Here is a 20551-nt window from a genome sequence, read left to right as displayed (position 1 = left end):
TCCCTAAAAGGAAGAGGATTGAATAAAAAGAAAAAATTTATTTTTTTCCCCTTGAAAGGGAAGACTTTAAACCTGAGTTATTTAATTATTTAATTATTAATTCTTTGGTAATTAGGGTTTGCTGAAAAAATTGGTTGCTGTCGGTAGGACGCCGAGATGGGGGGGGATGCCGAGATAGGAAAAACAGGCAAAATTTACGTTATTTTCTGTGAATAAATATTCTTTAATTTGAGCAGAAAATTCAGTATTTTGAAGCAAATAAGAGCCAGTAACTAGGAGACAAATTGAATATAAAAATCTCACTAACCTTAACTATCTTATCTTGACTTTTATCTTTAATCAGCAAGTTCTCATTAAAATTCTATATTTTGTAGCAAAAAAGAGAGCTAATAACTGATATAAATTTATCTGTTTATTACCAGCAAAAAAAAACCAAATTATGAACAAAATTGTTATCCGAAAAATTTATTAATCTAAAAATAAAAATAATGAACAATAAAACCGTCAAAATAATTTTAGGAGCAATCCTAACTTCTATATTAATAATTTTCACTTCTTGCCAACAAGTTGATAATACGGTTCCCGATCAATCAGAAACAGTTACTATTCGTACTGCTAATAGTACCTGGATACAAGAATTATTTCAAACTTATATTGTCAATATAGGTCTAGAAAAATTAGGCTATAAAGTTGAAGAACCCAAACAAATTGAATATCCTCCAATTTATATTTCTCTTGCTAATGGAGACTTAGAATATAGTACCGTTTATTATGACCCGCAACACAAAGAATACTTTGAAAATTCTGGTGGTGAAGAAAAATTAGAGAAAGTTGGAATATTAACTCCTGATGGAATACAAAAATATGAAATTGATAAAAAAACAGCCGATAAATATAACATTACTAATATTGAACAATTAAAAAATCCAGAAATAGCCCAACTTTTTGACTCCGATAAAGATGGTAAAGCAAACTTAGTTGGTTGTAATCCTGGTTGGTCTTGTGAATTAGTAATAAATCATCATCTCAAAGCTTATGAACTAGAAGATACAGTAGAACAGGATCAAGGACAATATGAAATTTTATTAGCAGATGCAATTACTCGCTATAATGAAGGAAAACCTATTCTTTATTATGCTTATAATCCCCACTGGATATCTACAGTTTTAAAGCCAGAGAAAGATGTAGTTTCCTTAGAAGTTCCTTTTACATCTTTGCCAAAAGATATGGGAAATTTGACTGAAAAAGATACATTAGTAGACGGCAAAAATTTGGGATTTCCTATACTTCAACAGCGTATAGTTGCTAATAAAAAATTCTTAGAAATTAACCCAGTTGCCAAAAAGTGGTTTGAGTTAGTAGAAATTACTATAGAAGATATGAATGCTGAAAGTTTACGTATTAAAGATGGTGAGGATAAAGTAGAAGATATTTTACGTCATGCTCAAGAGTGGGTAGAAAATAATCAAGAAAAATATGATAGTTGGTTAGAAACAGCAAGAGGAGTAGTTAATTAAGGTTTGCTGAAAAAAGCTGAAAAAAAGCAGAGTTTGAGACTCACCCCTAACCCCTCCGGTAGAGGGGAAGATAGATAAATTAGGAGGAATAATTATTACTTTATTTTTATGCCATAGTCCCCCCAAAATTATCACTTTTTCAGGATAAATAAATTCAAATAGGCGCACTTTTTTTCAGTTATAAAAATGCTAAAATCTTGATAGTAACATAAAATGATTTGTGAAAAAAAACTGTAAGAATTTGGTTTCCTAACACAAGTGGAAACATGAAATCTTACAACCTATTTAGGATTGCTATAAATTAATTCTTACTATCAAAGCTAACTTTATGAGGTGAAAATGTTTGCCTTTTTCTTCTTACTTTTGCCTTCTTCCTTCTTGATCTTCCTTAAGTAAAATTCAATTGATTTTTTCCCCTGTTTCATCATCTAAAATTAAATTAATAAATTCCTCAGTTCCTAACTCTTCTAATTGATGAATTTTAATTTTGTCTAAACGGGGACCTTCAGCAGAAACAACAGTAAATTCATAATTTTGGTAACGCAAATTTTCTCCTCCAGTAGGAATTTTTTGTAATTGATAAATCAAAAATCCTCCCAAAGTCTGATAATCTTCATTCTCTGGTAAATCTAAATTTAAAAGTTGATTAACTTCTTCCACACTTAATTGTGCTTGGACAATAAAAGTCTGATCGTCCAACATTTGTAAAGTAAGTTCCTCAGTATTAGTTATTTCATAACCATCACCACTAATAATTTCCGCAATCAAATCTTCCCGTGTAATTAATCCAGCAGTTCCACCAAACTCATCTACCACTATTACCATTTCTGAATGCTGAGAATTATTGGGAATTTGATGCATTCTTTGCATTATAGATAATAACTCATTCAAATATGTTTGTTCAGAAACAAATCTGGAAGGACGAATCCAAGATAAAATGGAAGTTTGTGGAGATAACAATCCTTGAGCTAAAGGTTGGGCTAATTCTCTAAAATCAATAATACCCTGAATATCATCTATAGATTCACCAACTACAGGATAACGGGAATGACCAGATACTTGAATTTCATTTAACAAATCTTGAAAAGTAGCTGTACTTGAGATAAAATCTATACTTACCCGTGGAACCATAATTTCTCCAGCTAATACCTCTCCAAACTCAAAGACATTACTAAGTATTTGTCGTTCTCCTGCTTCTAAACCCATTGATTCAGTAGAAGTTGAGATAATTAACTGTAATTCCTCTGGAGTAACTGGTGCTTTCCAGACACTACCAGAATATCTAATCCCTACTAATCGTAATAACCAATGAGTAGATTGATTTAATATCCAAATAAATGGATTAAAGAATCGAGAAATAGCTAGACTCAAAGGACCTAATAACTTAGATAACTGTTCTGAATAAAGTAACGCTACAGACTTGGGACATAATTCTCCCAAAACAATCTGTAGATAAGCCAAAATAAAAAAAGTAACAATAGGAATAGCTAGGGAATGGGCGATCGCTTGACTAATATAACCAGGTAGTGGTATAGAGACTATAGCTTTTTTCATAACCACTGCCATAGTCCCTTCACCAATCCAACCCAAGGCCAAACTAGACAAAGTAATACCTAACTGAGTAGTAGAAAGTAATCGGTCAATATTTCTTTGCAGTTGCTGAACAGTTTTTGCTTGAGTATCACCTTCATCCACTAACTGATTAATCCGTGACCTCCGGATCGAAAAAATAGAAAATTCTGCCACAACAAAGAAGGCATTTATGGCAATTAATAGAAAAACAGACAAGATGCGGTACAGTATATCTGTCCAGGTCATGTCTGTCCAGATGAGAATTTCTAAGTCTGGCATATTTAGCCAACTTACTGCCATTAATTTTGCCTCAGACCTATGAATATTTTTATATTTAAAGTTGACAATTTTTGAGCTAAAAATTATGTTTTATGGTAAGCATTCTGCATCGTCAGCAAACAGCGGTCAGCTATTTATTTTAGTTTGAGATAAAAGCTTTATTAGTTAAGGTAAATTGGATATTAGTATCAAAGCCAACTTTAAAGATTATATTTATTTAAAGCCATTTTCAACTCTTAGATAGGGCTTGCTGTTTGCGAAGCATTCCACAGGAGATAGTTACGTTTTATGTTTCTTAATTTAGAGTGAAAAATTAACTTAATCTATTCTGATTTTTGGCATTTTCAAAGTTAACTTCTTATCTGGATAATCGGTAAGTTCTAGAGAAAGTTCCTTAGCATTATCTAATAAAGTAATTGGGATAGTAATAATACCATAATATTTGATTCCATTAGGCGGAAGTTCTCCTGGTAAATCCTCTGTACTAGCGCTGAGAACTCTTCCTTGTTCATCTGTAATATTCAAAAAACTGTATAAAAATCTTACAGATCGGTTTCCTCCATTTTTTAAATTAACATCTAAAACTAAAGAATTTCCCCACTTACGAACATCATAAACTTCCAATACTACTCCACCATCATTACTGACAATTGGAAAAGTTTGTTTAGGTTCAGTTTCTTTAGTAGAATTAGCCTTAGCTGTTTTTTGATTAGCATCTTCTTTGGCTGTTTTTTGCTCAACTTTTCCACCATTAAGAATAGTATTTTTGACATTAATAATAATTTTTTTCTCGTCTAATATGACAAATTCTTCTGGACGAATTGAAGCTTCTTGAGTTCCTAATAAACTATTAGTCGGACGAGAATCTGGTTGAGTAATTCCTTTTAAGGCTTCCCTACCGAGCTTAAATCCCAAAGAAGCACTACTCAAACCAGCAGTACACATCATAGCTAGTAGACTTAAAGTTAGGACAAGACTAGAATTCATAGTTTTTTCTATTTGAGATATAATTCTTAGATATTGTTATGATATAATATAAACCATTTACTAGCTAATGTCCAAACTTCCTTATTATAATATTATGTAGAGCGATAACATACATCCAAAGAATATTTTATGTTTTTATATTAATTTAAGGTTATATTGAACTTGCCTTATTTTTTTGGTTATGTTATGATATCTTTTAAATAGACATAAGCGCCTTTGGCCGATTGGGGAGGCAGCGAGCTCATAATTCGCTTTAAGGCTGGTTCGATTCCAGCAGGGCGCACTAAATTATAAAATAAATATTCTGTAGGGAAGTTCCGTGGAACCTCCCTACTCTCTGTCTTGACAAAAAGACTGAAGAAGCGCAAATCCTAATTAGATACTCTGTTAATTTCTGGTTCCCTGTTCCCTGAAAAAACTGATAACTGTTCCCTGTTCCCTACTCCCTAAAAATGAGTTTAAATTTCTTCTTCCACAATTAATTCTTTATTGGTAATAATTTTATGAAAATTGATGATGCTCATCATCTTTTCTCGATAAATAGCAGTTCCTAATAAATACTCACTGTGAGCTTGAGAATGATTAATCATAGCAGGAATCGACTTAATATCTAAAGGATTGAGATAAATAACATCAAATATTTCATCTACTATAATACCAGCAACTAAATCATCTAAGTCAAATATTAAGGCTTGATTTTTTTGGGTTGTTGTTGTCTGAGTCTGCATATTTAAAACACCTCGAATATCCAACAAAGTAACAATTTCACCCCGTAAATTTATATTGCCAAAAATATGTTTGGGAGTACAAGGAATAGGAGTAACTTTATTAATATTAGTAAACTCTTTTACTACTGCTAAATTCATAGCAAAATATTCTTCATTTAAACCAATTACTGCTAGAGGAATTAAGTTACTAAAATCTTCACTTTGAGTTTCTCTCAAATTTTTGGCTCGCTCTTGAAAAATAGTTCTTTCTTGTGGAGTAGCATTGGGGCAAAATATTAATTTGGAATATTCTTGATGTTGAGGTTTTTCTAAATAATTTTCTTTGACTAAATCATCTGTATTATTCCAGTCATGTATAGAAAAATCAGCTAGTTTTTCTGTGTATCTAATCAGATTTTTAGTAGATAATAAAGTAATTAATTTTTCTTCTAATTTGGCTATACCTGCAACTAAATTTAATTTATGATTTTCCTGGCTTTCTTGACTATATATTTCTGTAATTATTTTGATTTCTGTAGTAGGAATTTCTTTGACTTCATAAACTTGATTCACAATGATGCCAACAGTGGATGATTCTGAGTTAATCACAACTAGATTATCTGTCAAAGAATATTCTTGTTGCTGATACCCCAGACGCAGATTGAAGTCTATTACAGGTAATACATTTCCTCTCAGATTAATTATACCAATAATCGGGTCTGGCATTTCCGCGATCGCCGTTATTTCTGGCAGTAAAAAAACTTCTTTAACAGACAATGTTTCTAGTCCATAAAAACAGTTATTATGTGAAAATATCAGATATGATTTATTTTGCATTTTAGGTATGGAGGGAATAGGTATGGAGGGAATAGGTATGGAGGAAAAAGTATAGCAATCAAGAATGATTTTTCCGAAAAAACTGTAGGGGTTTGGTCTCCAAATCCCTTAGTAGGTTTGGAGACCAAACCCCTACTATAAAATCTTACAAACTATTTAGAATTGCTATATTTTTCATCTTTTTAGGGAGTAGGAAACAGGGAATAGGTAATAGGTAATAGGTAATAGGAAAAAAGTATTTTGGCAAATTATTCTGCTGTAATAAACCTAGTTTTTGGTTGATATTTATGCTTCCAAATACTTAATCAATTCAGAAACTTTAATTCCTCCTCTGTACTCTATCATATCATCAGCAGGTAAATTTTTTAGGAGTTCTAAAGCTGTATTTTTCATCTTTTTTGCTCGAATTATATTTTTTTCTGCTGCATATAGTGAACCAAGTTCTATATAAGCAGGTACTTCTTGTGGGTAAAGATAAATTATGCGCTTTAAAAAAATTTTAGCTCCTTCTATATCTCCTTGTTCTTCTGCTATATTAACTAACAAATAATAAGGCTCTAATGAAGAAGCATTTACTTTTATTGCTTGATTACAATAAAAAATAGCACGGTCATATTTACCTACATTGGCATATAATCGAGCTAGTAATTTATATCCCCTAAAACTTTGGGGATTTAGACTCATAAATTTTTCTACTTTTTTAATCGCATTAGTATAAGCTTTAGCTGCAAATAATTCTGCTGCTTCCAACAACAATTTATCCGATTTATTAGGTGGCAAATCACTATTTTTTTGTTCTAATTTTCTAGCTGTTTCATTTCTGTGATTTAGATTAATTTTCTGGTTACAATCAAATAATATTTGTTTTTGATCGTTATCCTGAATATTATAATTAGTAGAGACTTTGCTTTCAGATATTGAATTAAGAAATGAACGTTTAAAACTTTTAGTTATAGGTATCGTCTTTTTGGGAAGTATGGGTGAAGTATCAACTAAATAATTTTCATGTAGCTGTTCTTCATCGCGCTGATAAACCAAAGATTTCGGGAAAAATTTCACCCTAAATTTACTCATTGTTTGACCAAATAACTCAGCATGACCTGTTATTAGATACCCTCCCTTGAGGAGAGAATTATAAAATTTTTGCATCACTAATGAAGTATACTTAGGTTCAAAATAGATAAAAACATTGCGACATAAAATCAAATCAATATACTTAGGAAAACTATCTTTAACTAAATTTATATTACTAAAACTGACCATATTTTTAACTATTGGATTTAGTTGCCATTCTCCCTGAAATTGATAAAAATATTTCCTTTTGAGCCACTCATCTAATAAACGAAACGACCAATCACTATAAATACCTTGTTTTGCCTTAGTTAGTGCTGCTTTATTAATATCTGTTCCTAAAATTAAAATATCCCATTCTTGCCAGCCAGGAATTAATTCTTGAATTATAATTGCTAAGGAGTAAGGTTCTTCTCCTGTAGAACAACCTGCACTCCAAATACTTATTTTTTTTTGGTTAGATGCTATTTTAAACTTAATAATTTCTGGCAAAATTACATTTTTAAGTAACCCTAACTGTTCCTGGTCTCGAAAGAAATAAGTTTCAGTTACGGTTAACAATATTATCAGTTTTTCCCATTCATTTTTACTTGTTTGATCTTGGCTTATTAATAATTGATAATATTCTTCTGGAGAAGAGTATTTTAGCGAGCTGATGCGCATCAATATTTTATGGCAAAAACTGTTATAATCTGGCTCTCGAATATGCAGACCTGTATAGTTAGCAATTAATTTAATAAAGTTTTGTAATAAAGTTGGATTCATTCTTGATAGGGAACAGGGAACAGGGAACAGGGAACAGGGAAAAGGAAATAGGGAATAGGGAATAGGTTATTTCAGTTATCAGTTATCGGTTATCATACCAAATCCGGTTATAAAAAGCTAGTTTTTCCAAGTTCTTAATTTACTGAGTAATCAATACAAAACTTACGCAAAGAAAGGTGCTATATATGGGATATTGGTGCGTTGTGGGTTGTGCGCTAACACACCCTACTGGACTGTTTCATCTAAGAATGGTGCATTAGGAAGACACCGTAGGGGCGGGTTTTGCAAGTGAGTTAACGAGTTTTCATGGGTTTACTAGATCGACCCGCCCCCAGTGATATAAGCCACCGTCTCAGGGGCGGGTTTATGTAAACCTTAGAGTAAGCATGAAAATTTCTGATCAAACCCGCCCCTACATATTGCACCATTTTAGATGTGTCAGTCTACTACTATTGCCCTCTCTCTGCCTTCTTTCTGCCTTCATCTAACAATTATTATAATGGAATCTCAATGACAAATTCTACCCCTTCTCCTGGTGCAGAATTACAAGTTAATTTACCATTGTGTTTTTCTACAATAATTGAATAACTAATTGATAAACCTAAACCTGTACCAGCGCCAACTGGTTTAGTAGTAAAAAATGGGTCAAATATCCTATTTTGATTTTCCAGACTAATACTAGGACCATTGTCATAAATTTTGATTTTTACAGTCTGATTTTTAGTTGCTTCTGTGCTAATTATAATCGTAGGTTCTTCTAATTTATTACTCTTTTTTCTCATCTCTTCCAAAGCATCAATAGCATTACTAATAACATTCATAAATACTTGATTTAACTGGGAAGCATAACAATTAACCAAGGGTAAATCACCATAATTTCTGACTACTTGAAGTTCAGATTTTTCTCTCTGAAATTTGAGTTTATTTTGTAAAATTAGGAGAGTGCTATCAAGACCTTCATGGATATTTACAGGCTTCATATCTGATTCATCTAATCTAGAAAAATTCCGTAATGATGTCACAATTTCTTTAATCCTTTCCGACCCAATTTTCATAGAATTTAGTAATTTTTCTAAATCTTTAACTAAAAATTCTACATCTAATTCTTCTATAAATTCTTCTATTTTAGCTGTAGGTTGAGGATATTCTTCTTGGTACAAATTAACTAAATTGAGCAAATCTTTGCTGTATGCAATGGCGTGCTTAACATTGCCATAAATAAAATTGTTAGGATTATTAATTTCGTGAGCAATTCCTGCTACCATTACTCCCAAACTAGACATTTTTTCGGTTTGAATTAATTGAGCTTGAGTCTTTTTTAGTTCCTGGAGAGTTTGAGATAAATATATATTTTTTTTGTTTAATTCTTCGGTGCGTTCTTTAACTTTATCCTCTAAAGTATGACTATATTCTTCAAGTTGATTTTTAGCCAGAGATAAATTTTCATAAAGGTTGGCATTTTCTAGAGAGAAAGCAGCTTGAGTAGTGAGGACTTTTAAAACTTCTAAACGATCGCTAGTAAAAGCTCCTGCTGTGAGATTATTTTCTAGATATAGTATGCCAATAAATTGAGAAAGATTAATAATAGGAATACATAAAATACTTTTAGGTTGATAGTTTTGAATGTAAGGATCGGCAGCAAACTTGGTTTCATTATTAGCATCATTAAGTACCACAGTTTGTTGAGTACGCGCCACATAATAAATGAGGGAATTAGGAAGTTTATTTGTGGAGTCAAGAGGAAGAGATTGTTTGGCTGTTAGTTGCAATTCTTCTTCAAGGTTGCTATTACGAATAGCTTCAGCTTCTATGACCCAATTTTCTCCTTGAGGAAGGATTAAATAACCTTTTTCAGCACCAGCATTTTCTAAAGTAACTCGCATCAAAACCGAGAGTAAATTCTCTAATTGAATTTCTCCAGAAATAGCTTGAGTAGCTTTAATTAAACTGCTGAAATCAAGCACTAAAGAAGTATTACTACTTGTATATGTAACGGTTTCATTAGTTAAACTACAAATAAAATTAGGCTCTTGTTGCAGGGATTTAAGTAACTCACCGTAGCAAGTTTCCAGGTGTTTAAGTTTGGTAAATGCTCCCCACTGAGCATAAGCGTAGTAAGCTTTAATTAGGTATGCTTGGGCAATAGTTTCTTTGTTCCACTCTAAGTAAAATTTCGCTGCGAGTTCGTTAGCGAGAGCAGCCTCTTGAATATATTTGCTTTCTGTAGCGAGAGCGATCGCTTGTTCATAGAGTTCTATTGCTTCCACATAGTTATGAAGTACCCGATGTTTTTCTGCTTCTACGAGATAAAATTTATGTAAATAATTCATGGGAGCATGGTGCGCCCAAATTTCCATCTGTTCTTGTTTAGAGGTGACATCTGCTAACCACTGCTGCTGTTGTTCCTCAGAAGCGTCATTGTAGAGAGCAAGAAAAATCAAGCAACCATAAAAATATAAAAGTACCTGACTATACTGAGAAGTAACTAAATTGACATTTGGTTGTGTTGCCAGAGAAATTTTGAGAGCTTCCTGATAGTTACCAAACAGATAATATAGATAAAGTTTGTGCAAATTTTGATATACCAGTATTTGATCTTGGGGTTGTGTTTCTGTATTATTAAAAGCTTCTCCAACTAAGACACCAGGGTTTTCCGAGCTAATCAAATTTAGAATAGTTTGTTGATTCATTTGCAACCGTCTCACGGTACTTTCTTGCTTCATTTGAATCACAGTATCAATAGCATCATTAAGTTTCTGAACAAGTTCTGTTAATTCCTCACCACTATAAAAGGCATGAAAATAGTGAAACAAGAGATTGTAACCAGCAAATTCAAAATCTCCCCTGGATAAAGCAAGAGTATAATATTTGAGGAATGAAGGTAAACTATTTCGCAAATGTTCTTGCCAATGACGAAGGTGTATATCTGCTACTACTGCTCCTTTAATAGCATCTCCACCATAAGTTTCAAATACCCCATAAGTTACCTGAGATAATTGATAAGCAACTCCAATTTCTCCTTTGATCCACAACATTATTCCATAACAAGTGTATCCATAAGCAGAAGCAGATGTATTTCCCCATTCGACAGATAAAGTAATCAGGGCAAAAACTATACTAGACCACAACGGAGACCCACTAATAAAAGCTGCTGCTCCTATTAATTCTAGAATTTGCACTAAGACTAACTTTTCCGGGTTTGTCATTTCTGGAAGTTGTTTGAAGTCTTCAGGGGAGCGATCGCCCAGAAATGACTGTAATTCTTGAATACCAGAAAACAACTCTTCTTCTGTTGTTCTAGGGAATAATTTTAATCCCATATCTTGAAGAATTTTTGTTGCCATATCGAGACCTTCAAGAAATTGATATTGAGCAAATTCAGCTTGAATTTTTGTTATGTAAACTGGAACTTTATCTAATAAAATTTTAGCTTGCTGTTGTACAACTTCAGCTAAATTTTCCATTTCTTCATATTCACCTATTAAATATCTTATTTCTGCTGATTCTACATACAAAGCTAATGTTAATTCGTAGTTCGTTTCCCAACTATTAGCTGTTAATAACTCTCTACCTATATTTAGATAATTCACCGTAGCATTATAAGCGGTTGAAACTTTAGCCTTTTTCCCAGCCATTAAATTTAACTCCGCCAGTTGTTCTCTTTCTGTGGAATCAGAAATTAAATCTACCCCATAATTTAACTGATTAACAATATCAAAAATTCTTTCTTGCCTTTGATTTTCTGGAATATTTTCTAATAATAATCGCCCGATTTTTAAATGAGTAATTTGTTTTTCCTCTTCTGGTATTAACAAATAAGCAGCTTGCTGTACCCGGTCGTGCAAAAATCTATAATTAGCATCAGTTTCTATGGCTTGAAAATCTGTAAAACTAGACTCTTCTGAAGTATAAAATTTATAGACTTCTGTCACTGGTAAAACCAACCCTTCTTGCAATGCCGACCACAAATTATTAGCTGTTTCTGCCACAGACTTTTCTGAAACAATAGCTAAAGTTTCTAAATTAAACTTATTACCAATACAAGCTCCTAATTTCATTACCTCCTGAGTTTCAGATGACAATTTTTGGAGACGAGTTGCCATAAACTCTACCACATCATCTGTAAGAGAAAATAACTTTACCTGAGCAATATCACACTCCCAATAACTCACCTCATAATTAAAAGTAATTAACTTTTCCTTGTACAATGCTTTGAGAAATTGAGTAACAAAAAAAGGATTTCCTTTAGTCTTTTGATCTACTAATTCCGCCAAAGGAAATGCTATTTCTTGATGACAATGAAGAGTATCCGCTACTAAAGGGTTTACATCAAAAATTAGTTCCAGAGGTTCTAAAGTAATAGTATTAACAATAGCCGAACTTTTCACAATTTCTGCTAATGTTAATATCAGAGGATGAGTCGGATTTACCTCATTATCCCGATAAGCTCCTAATAATAATAAATGTTGACTATTTTTCTCACTCATTAACAACTGTATCAACCTCAAAGAAGCCGTATCTGCCCACTGTAAATCATCCAAAAATATTACCAAAGGATGTTCTTGAGTCGCAAAGACTTTAATCAAATTTAAAAACAATAAATTAAACCTATTTTCCGCTGCACTTCCTGATAATTTTTCTACCTGTGGTTGAGGAGAAATAATCAACTCTAGTTCCGGAATCACTTCAATAATAACCTGCCCATTTTCACCTAATACTGAGAGAATTTTAGTCTTCCATTCCTGTAATTGATTAGCCGTTTCACTCAATAATTCTCCCATTAAATCCCGAAAAGCTTGTACAAAAGCATTAAAAGGAATATTCCGTTGAAATTGGTCAAACTTACCCTTAATAAAATAACCCCGTTGACGAACTATTGGTTTATGAACTTCATTAATAACTGCAGTTTTTCCAATACCTGAAAAACCCGCTACTAACATAATTTCACTCTCTCCTTGAGCCACTCTTTCAAAAGCATCTAATAAATTCTGAACTTCTGTTTGACGACCATAGAGTTTTTCAGGTATACTAAAACGGTCAGAAATATCCCGTTTTCCTAACTCAAATAAAGGAATATTGTTGGTTTCTTGCCAATATTTTAAACAAGTTTCTAAATCGTGCTTTAATCCAAAAGCATTCTGATAGCGTTCCTCCGCATTTTTCGCCATCATTTTCAGAATAATATTATTTACCATTTCTGGTATTTCTGTATTTATATCCGTAGGTGGAATTGGTTCTTTAGCAATATGAAAATAAACTAATTCTAGGGGGTCATTAGAAATAAAAGGTAATTGGTTGGCGAGGATTTCATAGAATGTAATCCCTAAAGAATAAAAATCACTCCGGTAGTCAATACCTCGATTCATTCTACCTGTTTGTTCTGGGGAAATATATGCCAGAGTACCTTCGAGGACATTAGGATTGACAATTTCTTGAGTTTCTCTAGGTAATAATGTAGAAATACTAAAGTCAATTAATCTAATATCTCCAGTCTCTGGATTAATCACAATATTAGAAGGTTTAATATCTTTATGAATAATTTGATGATGATATAAATCTTCTAATATTTCAACTATGGAAATCGCCAGTTCCAGAAAACTTTGCAGACTTAATTTTTGATGATTTAGGTATGTCTTGAGGGAGACTGCCCCAATATCTTCCATAATGAAGGCATAACCATTACCATATTTTTCTAGGGAAATAGGTTTAACAGTCCCTGGTAAATTCAGATTTTTAGTAATAGTATATTGATGCCGAAATTGTAATAAATCAGAAAAGGTCGGGTATTCTTTATTGAGAAATTTGATAACTACTGGTTTTTGATTCGTGGTATTTAATCCACGATAAACCGTAGTTGTGGTTCCTGTATAAATTTGTTGAGTTATGTGATAATTTGGTAATTTAATCATAGGATTTTTAATAAATTTATGGTTTTATAGTAATCCGCGCATAGGTTGTCACACATCAAAAAAGTCAATAGACATCTCCAGAAAAGAGGGAACGCTTAACAGGGAACAGGGAACAGGAAGAAATAATTGATAATTTATGGATAAGAATTGATTTAATTTTTTATTTTTGGAGATGTCTAATAAAAAAACTGATTTCTCTCCGATTTCTGGGGAACCGTACCGTAACTCCCGCCTGTTCTCTAAAAAGCTTTGAAATTTTGAATACAACTAAAATCAGATTACTATATAAGAATTATAGAAGTTATAACACAAGAAAACAGTTTTGTTTTTACTAATTTAACACTTTTTTTTCATTCAGTCCCCTCTGCTAGTTCTGTCGTTGCTTTCGCAGCTAAAATTTTGCTCTGCTGCACTGATTTTGCCTCATATTATACATTAATTGGTAAACTAATAATAAACTCAGTTCCTTTTCCTAACTCAGAAATACAACTAATTTTACCTCCATGTTTTTCTTCTACTATTTGCTGAGAAATTGATAAACCTAAACCAGTTCCTTTTCCTACTGGTTTAGTCGTAAATAAATGACCAAATACTTTCTTTTTCACCTCCTCACTCATACCCATACCATTATCTCTTATTTTAATAATTGCCTGCTGTTTTTCTTGGTCAATTTCTGTAGTAATAGCAATCTGATTTGGTGCTGTTTTAATTTCCGTAAAAGTTTTCCCCATATTACTTTCTTCTAAAGCATCAATAGCATTAGCAATTAAATTCATAAAAACTTGATTTAATTGTCCGGGATAACAACTTATTGTTGGCAAATTTCCATAGTTTTTTACTATTTGAATTTCCGGACGATTATTGTTAGCTTTGAGTCGATGTTTGAGAATTAATAAAGTGCTATTTATGCCATCCTGGATATTAAAAGATATCTTACTTGTCTGATCCCCGCGAGAGAAAGTACGCATCGATTTGCTAATTTCAGTAATCCGCTCGATACCTTCTTTCATAGAATCAATCATGTTAGGTAAGTCTTCCATCAGATAATCCAACTCCATTGCCTCCATTTCCTCTAAAATTTTTACTCCTGGTTGAGGGAAAGTTTGACGGTAGAGGTTCAAAAGATTAATCATATTTTGGATATAATCAGAAGCATGAGCTAAATTGCCAGAAATAAAACCTACTGGATTGTTAATTTCGTGAGCAACTCCGGTAGTTAATTGCCCAATAGATGCCATTTTTTCATTTTGCACAAGTTGTAGTTGTGTTTCCTCTAATTGTTGAGCATAGTTCTGAGATTCTTGATAAAGTCTGGCATTTTCTAAAGAGAAAGCTGCTTGAGTAGTTAAAACTTTTAATATTTCTAATCGCTCCCTAGTAAAAGCTCCTGCTGTCAGATTATTTTCGAGATATAATATGCCAATAAATTGAGAAAGATTAATAATAGGAATACATAAAATACTTTTGGGTTGATAATTTTGAATGTAAGAATCGGCAGCAAACTTAGCTTCATTAGCAGCATCATCAAGTACCACAGTTTGTTGAGTACGTGCCACATAATAAATGAGAGAATTAGGAAGTTTATTTGTAGACTCAAGAGGAAGAGAATGTTTTGATATTAATTGTAATTCTTCCCCTAGATTACTATTACGAATAGCTTCAGCTTCTATCACCCAATTTTCTCCTTGAGGAAGGATTAAATAACCTTTTTCCGCACCAGCATTTTCTAGAGTAGCTCGCATTAAAACCGATAGTAAATTCTCTAGTTTAATTTCACCAGAAATAGCTTGAGTTACTTTGATTAAACTACTGAAGTCAAGCACTAAAGAAGTATTGCTACTTGTATATGTGACAGTATCGGTAGTTAAACTAGAAGTCAAATTAGATTCTTGTTGTAGAGGTTTCAGTATATCCCCGTAGCATTTTTCCAGGTATTTTAGTTTAGCAACTGCTCCCCACTGAGCATAAGCGTAGTAAGCTTTAATTAGGTATGCTTGGGCAATAGTTTCCTTATTCCACTCTAAGTAAAATTTCGCTGCCAGTTCGTTAGCGATAGCAACTTCGTGAATATATTCATTCTCTGTAGCGATCGCGATCGCTTGTTCATAAAATTCTATTGCTTGGAGATAGTTATGAAGTACCCGATGTTTTTCTGCTTCTACGAGATAAAATTTATGTAAATAATTCATGGGAGCATGATGCGCCCAAATTTCCATCTTTTTCTGATTAATTTCTACTTTTTTTAACCAAGAATTATTATTATTTTGATTTTGCCAAGATTTGAGTCTAACAAATTCTAATAATGCTAAAGAATAATAGAAATTATGTTGGGCAACTATCAGCATACCTGCTACTGAATCTATATATTTTTCTGCCATACTAAAAGCTTGAATAGCTTCTTCAGAGTGTTGAAAAAGATATAGTAATTTACCTTTATATAAATAGGTATAAAACAGGAGGATGGCATTTTTTGAATCCCTAAAAATTGGTAACATTTTGGTTTCATCAAAAGCCGTACCTATTAGTTGGAAACTATTTTCAGATTTATCTAAAAGATTTAATACTGTCTGCCATTGAATTTTCACACAATTAGTTGAATGTTCCTGCTTAAGATTTTGCATTAACTGCACATAATTACTTTGCTTTTTACTCAGAGATTCTAAATTTTCTCCCATTGCCAGTACAGCATTAATATAGTCATATACTGCATAGCTAGCATATTCAATATCTCCTGTAGATAAACCTACTTCAATTGCTTCTACTAAAGGTTTGCACGTAACTCGATAATGTTCTCGCCAATGTCGAACATTACCATTAAAAACCATCAAGATTCTTGATTTTAATTCTTTAGTATTAAATTTTTCTAGTAAATTTAATGCTAGTTTGCCATAGCAATATCCAGACTCAAATTCTGACATTATTCCACACAAAAATAATCCATTTAAAACATATCCATAGGCTGAATAGGTAGAATTACCATACTGGAGTGACAAAGAAATCATAGTAAAAATTATTTGTGAAAGTAGTGGAGAATTTAAAAAATAAACTGGCGATATCAGAGCAACTAAAATTCTCATAGCTCCCAGCTTGTTTTGATCGGTCATTTCTGGCAGGTTAGCTAAATTTTCAATTACTTCAATAGGAGGACAAGATTCTACCAAACTAATTTCCATAATTTCGAGTACCTGAAGTCCTACCTCTATAGCTGTATTTAACTCAAGTTTAGCTACATAAATTTGAATTTTTAGCTCATATACTTTCACCTTATCTATTATATTTTTGGTTTTTTGTAAGACAATTTCTGCTAAATCAACTGACCTTTCAAAATTAGTTGTTAAATATTCTGCTTCTATCATTTCTACATATATATCCAGAGTTAAATTGTATTTTATTTGCCAACTATTTTCTGGCAATAACTCTAAACCAAAAGTGAAATAATTAATTGCAGCCATATAAGCAGTAGAAACTTTTGCCTTCTTTCCCGCCATTAAATTTAACTCTGCCAGTTGTTCTCGTTCCCTAGAATCTGAGATTAAATTTACTCCATAATTTAACTGATTAACAATATCAAAAATTCTCTCTTGTCTTTCACTTTCTGGGATATTTTCTAATAATAATCTGCCGATTTTTAAATGAGTTATTTGTTTTTCTGCTTTGGGAATTAACAAATAAGCTGCCTGCTGTACTCTGTCATGCAAAAATCTATAATTAGCATCAGTTTTTATTCCGGGAAAATCTGTCAAATTCGACTCTTCTGAAATATAAAACTTATACATTTCTGTCACTGGTAAAACTAATCCTTCTTGCAATGCCTCCCATAAATTATTCGCTGTTTCTCCCAAAGACTTTTCGGAGACAATACCTAAAGTTTCTAAATTAAATTTATTACCGATACAAGCTGCTAATTTCATTACCTCTTGAGTTGACGACGACAACTTTTGCAGACGAGTTGCCATAAACTCTACCACATCATCAGTTAAAGATAATAACTTAACTTTCGCAATGTCGCATTCCCAATAATTCACCTCATAATTAAAAGTAATTAATTCTTCTTTGTACAATGCCTTCAGAAATTGAGTCAGAAAAAATGGATTTCCTTTAGTTTTTTGATATACTAACTCCGCCAATGGAAATGCTATTTCTTCGGAACAATGAAGAGTATCTGCTACTAAAGGATTGACATCTGAACTTAATGCCAAAGGTTTTAAAGTAATAGTATTTACAATAGCTGAATTTTTGACAATTTCCTCTAATGTTAATATCAGAGGATGAGTCGGATTTACCTCATTATCCCGATAAGCTCCTAACAATAATAAATGTTGACTATTTTTCTCACTCATTAATAACTGCATCAACTTCAAAGAAGCCGTATCTGCCCATTGTAAATCATCCAAAAATATTACCAAAGGATGTTCTTTAGTCGTAAAAACTTTAATGAATTTTAAAAACAGTAAATTAAACCTATTTTCCCCTGCACTTCCTGATAATTCTTCCACCGCTGGTTGAGGATAAATAATCAATTCTAGTTCTGGAATCACGTCAATAATAACCTGCCCCTGAACTCCCAATGCTGCCAAAATTTTAGTCTTCCATTCCTCTAATTGATTAGCAGTTTCACTCAACAATTCTCCCATTAAATCTCGAAAAGCTTGTACCAAAGCACTAAAAGGAATATTACGTTGAAATTGGTCAAATTTACCCTTAATAAAATAACCTCTTTGACGAACTATAGGTTTATGAACTTCATTAATTACTGCGGTTTTGCCAATACCAGAAAAACCAGCTACCAACATAATTTCACTTTCACCTTGAGCCACTCTTTCAAAAGCATCTAATAAATTCTCAACTTCCTCTTGGCGACCATAAAGTTTTTCCGGTATAGTGAAACGGTCAGAAATATCTCGTTTTCCTAACTCAAAGATAGGAATATTTCCTATTGCTTGCCAAGAGTTTAAACAAGTTTCTAAATCATGTTTTAATCCAAAAGCATTCTGATAGCGTTCTTCCGCATTTTTAGCCATCATTTTCCGAATAATATTATTGATTGTTTCTGGTATTTCTGTATTTAACTCGGTAGGTGGAGTTGGTTCTTTAGCAATATGAAAATAAACTAATTCTATGGGGTCATTAGAAATAAAAGGTAATTGATTAGTGAGTATTTCATAGAAGGTAATACCTAAAGAATAAAAATCACTCCGATAGTCGATACCTCGATTCATTCTCCCGGTTTGTTCAGGAGACATATATGCCAAAGTACCTTGCAAAACATTAGGATTAATAATTTCTTGAGTTTCTCTCGGTAATAACGTAGAAATACTAAAATCAATTAATTTAATATCTCCAGTATCTGGATTAATCACAATATTAGAAGGTTTAATATCTTTATGAATAATCTGATGATGATATAAATCTTCTAATATTTTCACTATGGAAATAGCAAGTTCTAGAAAATTTGGGAGATTTAATTGTTGATTACTGAGGTATTTTTTGAGAGATATTGCTCCAATATCTTCCATAATTAAAGCATAACCATTACCATATTTTTCCAGAGAGATAGGTTTGACAATTCCCGATAAATTCAGATTTCTAGTAATGGTATATTGATGACGAAATTGTAATAATTCCGAGAATGTTGGGTATTCTTTATTGATAACTTTAATAACTACTGGTTGTTGATTAGTAGTATTTAACCCACGATAAACTGTAGTTCTGGTTCCTGTATAAATTTTTTTAGCTATGTGATAATTTGGTAATTTAATCATAGGATTTTTAATAAATTTATGGCTATGGTAGCTATTAAAAGTTATAACACAAAAAACCTTTTTAGCTTTTATTTAATTTGAAGAAGGAAGAAGGAAGAAGTTGAATGCTTACATTGTCAGAGAAGGAAAAACCTTACATAAGAAAATGTCTGAATTTTGTCAGCTATTGGAATTTAGCGAAAAAGACAACACCTTTGAAACTGCTCGCAATATTTGGTATTCTCAAAAACAAGAAACGCGCTTTTAAGGAATTTGTGGGAGATATAGATTGGGGTGACTATTACACTTTTCCCGTAGGTGGTGAAGGCGGAACCTTAAATCTTACACTAAAGGGACTACAGCGCTTTTCAAATGGATAAACCACATCGCTATAACCAAAACCTTGTAGAGACCTTGCATGCAACCTCCTTACTGTGGTTCACTAAAATGAAAACTGCTGCAAGCAGTAATGCAGATGTATATCATATTTGTACGATAGTGAAGAAAAGTGGGTTGATGGTTCCTTTAAACCTAGCACCATAGCGGAATCAATCTCGACATTTTTAGAACCTGATGTTTATTATGTCAATATTTGGTCGCCAGACGATGGCAAAGATACTGACTATAAGTTAAGTTTGAAATTAACTCTTGGTAAGGATTAATTGTGGTAGTGCTGGTTGGCGGTGAAAGTTATATTATGTCCGGTAGTATCGCTAGAATTTAAGACTGTAGGGTTTTGCTCTCCAAACCCTCTGCTGTAGCAGGGGCGGGTCTAGTTAGCTGAACTTGAAGACTCGTTAGCTTACTGATTAGACCCGCCCCTGCAAACAAAGGGTGGGTCTAGCTAGCTGAACTTGAAGACTCGTTAGCTTACTGATTAGACCCGCCCCTGCAAACAAAGGGCGGGTCTAGTTAGCTGAACTTGAAGACTCGTTAGCTTACTGATTAGACCCGCCCCTACAAAGGGCGGGTCTAGTTAGCTTAACTTGAAGACTCGTTAGCTTACTGCTCAGACCCGCCCCTACAAACAAAGGGCGGGTCTAGCTAGCTTAACTTGAAGACTCGTTAGCTGACTGCTCAGACCCGCCCCTGCAAACAAAGGGCGGGTCTAGCTAGCTTAACCTGAAGACTCGTTAGCTTACTGATTAGACCCGCCCCTGCAAACA

9 protein-coding genes and 1 tRNA gene are annotated in these 20551 nt (G+C 32.8%); 4 read left to right on the top strand and 6 right to left on the bottom strand.

Annotation, left to right across the window (positions count from 1 at the left end):
- Nucleotides 1–488 precede the first annotated feature (488 nt).
- Nucleotides 489–1517, top strand: a complete 1029-nt coding sequence (proX, locus tag VKJ25_RS12705; protein ID WP_324236998.1) for a glycine betaine/L-proline ABC transporter substrate-binding protein ProX — start codon at nucleotides 489–491, stop codon at nucleotides 1515–1517.
- A 399-nt stretch (nucleotides 1518–1916) separates the two neighbouring features.
- Here proX and VKJ25_RS12700 read toward each other — a convergent pair whose 3' ends face one another.
- Nucleotides 1917–3389: a hemolysin family protein gene (locus VKJ25_RS12700; protein WP_324236997.1), complete on the bottom strand. Its 1473-nt coding sequence runs from the start codon at nucleotides 3387–3389 to the stop codon at nucleotides 1917–1919.
- A 297-nt stretch (nucleotides 3390–3686) separates the two neighbouring features.
- Nucleotides 3687–4355 carry a hypothetical protein gene (locus tag VKJ25_RS12695; RefSeq protein ID WP_324236996.1) on the bottom strand — a complete coding sequence of 223 codons (669 nt, stop codon included), beginning with the start codon at nucleotides 4353–4355 and terminating at the stop codon, nucleotides 3687–3689.
- Between the two features lie 210 nt (nucleotides 4356–4565).
- Here VKJ25_RS12695 and VKJ25_RS12690 point away from each other — a divergent pair.
- Nucleotides 4566–4638: transfer RNA gene (locus VKJ25_RS12690), tRNA-Ile, on the top strand.
- A 175-nt stretch (nucleotides 4639–4813) separates the two neighbouring features.
- Here the strand turns inward: VKJ25_RS12690 and VKJ25_RS12685 are convergent.
- The 4 genes from VKJ25_RS12685 to VKJ25_RS12670 all read right to left on the bottom strand — a co-directional run bounded on the left by VKJ25_RS12685 (nucleotide 4814) and on the right by VKJ25_RS12670 (nucleotide 19406).
- Nucleotides 4814–5899, bottom strand: a complete 1086-nt coding sequence (locus VKJ25_RS12685) for a chemotaxis protein CheW (protein ID WP_324236995.1) — start codon at nucleotides 5897–5899, stop codon at nucleotides 4814–4816.
- Nucleotides 5900–6184: 285 nt separating this feature from the next.
- Nucleotides 6185–7735 carry a CheR family methyltransferase gene (locus tag VKJ25_RS12680; protein WP_324236994.1) on the bottom strand — a complete coding sequence of 517 codons (1551 nt, stop codon included), beginning with the start codon at nucleotides 7733–7735 and terminating at the stop codon, nucleotides 6185–6187.
- Nucleotides 7736–8229: 494 nt separating this feature from the next.
- The gene (locus tag VKJ25_RS12675) at nucleotides 8230–13644 is read right to left on the bottom strand and encodes a trifunctional serine/threonine-protein kinase/ATP-binding protein/sensor histidine kinase (protein ID WP_324236993.1); all 5415 of its coding nucleotides are present in this window, start codon (nucleotides 13642–13644) and stop codon (nucleotides 8230–8232) included.
- 428 nt (nucleotides 13645–14072) lie between these two features.
- Nucleotides 14073–19406 (bottom strand): trifunctional serine/threonine-protein kinase/ATP-binding protein/sensor histidine kinase, encoded by a 5334-nt coding sequence (locus tag VKJ25_RS12670; RefSeq protein WP_324236992.1) that lies wholly within the window; start codon nucleotides 19404–19406, stop codon nucleotides 14073–14075.
- Nucleotides 19407–19510: 104 nt separating this feature from the next.
- Here VKJ25_RS12670 and VKJ25_RS12665 point away from each other — a divergent pair, with 104 nt between their 5' ends.
- Nucleotides 19511–19765 carry a C2 domain-containing protein gene (locus tag VKJ25_RS12665; RefSeq protein ID WP_324236991.1) on the top strand — a complete coding sequence of 85 codons (255 nt, stop codon included), beginning with the start codon at nucleotides 19511–19513 and terminating at the stop codon, nucleotides 19763–19765.
- A gap of 108 nt (nucleotides 19766–19873) precedes the next feature.
- Entirely contained in the window at nucleotides 19874–20047 is a 174-nt protein-coding gene (locus VKJ25_RS12660; RefSeq protein ID WP_324236990.1) for a hypothetical protein, read from the top strand.
- The last annotated feature ends 504 nt before the right edge of the window (nucleotides 20048–20551 follow it).

Origin of the sequence: Okeania sp. (assembly GCF_035285525.1) — a bacterium.
Lineage (GTDB): Bacteria > Cyanobacteriota > Cyanobacteriia > Cyanobacteriales > Microcoleaceae > Trichodesmium.
This window is presented reverse-complemented; position numbering and strand designations above follow the sequence as displayed.

Coding starts and splice junctions, on each gene's coding strand:
- proX (WP_324236998.1), top strand. CDS start 489: ATGAACAATAAAACCGTCAAAATAATTTTAGGAGCAATCCTAACTTCT.
- VKJ25_RS12700 (WP_324236997.1), bottom strand. CDS start 3,389: ATGGCAGTAAGTTGGCTAAATATGCCAGACTTAGAAATTCTCATCTGG.
- VKJ25_RS12695 (WP_324236996.1), bottom strand. CDS start 4,355: ATGAATTCTAGTCTTGTCCTAACTTTAAGTCTACTAGCTATGATGTGT.
- VKJ25_RS12685 (WP_324236995.1), bottom strand. CDS start 5,899: ATGCAAAATAAATCATATCTGATATTTTCACATAATAACTGTTTTTAT.
- VKJ25_RS12680 (WP_324236994.1), bottom strand. CDS start 7,735: ATGAATCCAACTTTATTACAAAACTTTATTAAATTAATTGCTAACTAT.
- VKJ25_RS12675 (WP_324236993.1), bottom strand. CDS start 13,644: ATGATTAAATTACCAAATTATCACATAACTCAACAAATTTATACAGGA.
- VKJ25_RS12670 (WP_324236992.1), bottom strand. CDS start 19,406: ATGATTAAATTACCAAATTATCACATAGCTAAAAAAATTTATACAGGA.
- VKJ25_RS12665 (WP_324236991.1), top strand. CDS start 19,511: ATGCTTACATTGTCAGAGAAGGAAAAACCTTACATAAGAAAATGTCTG.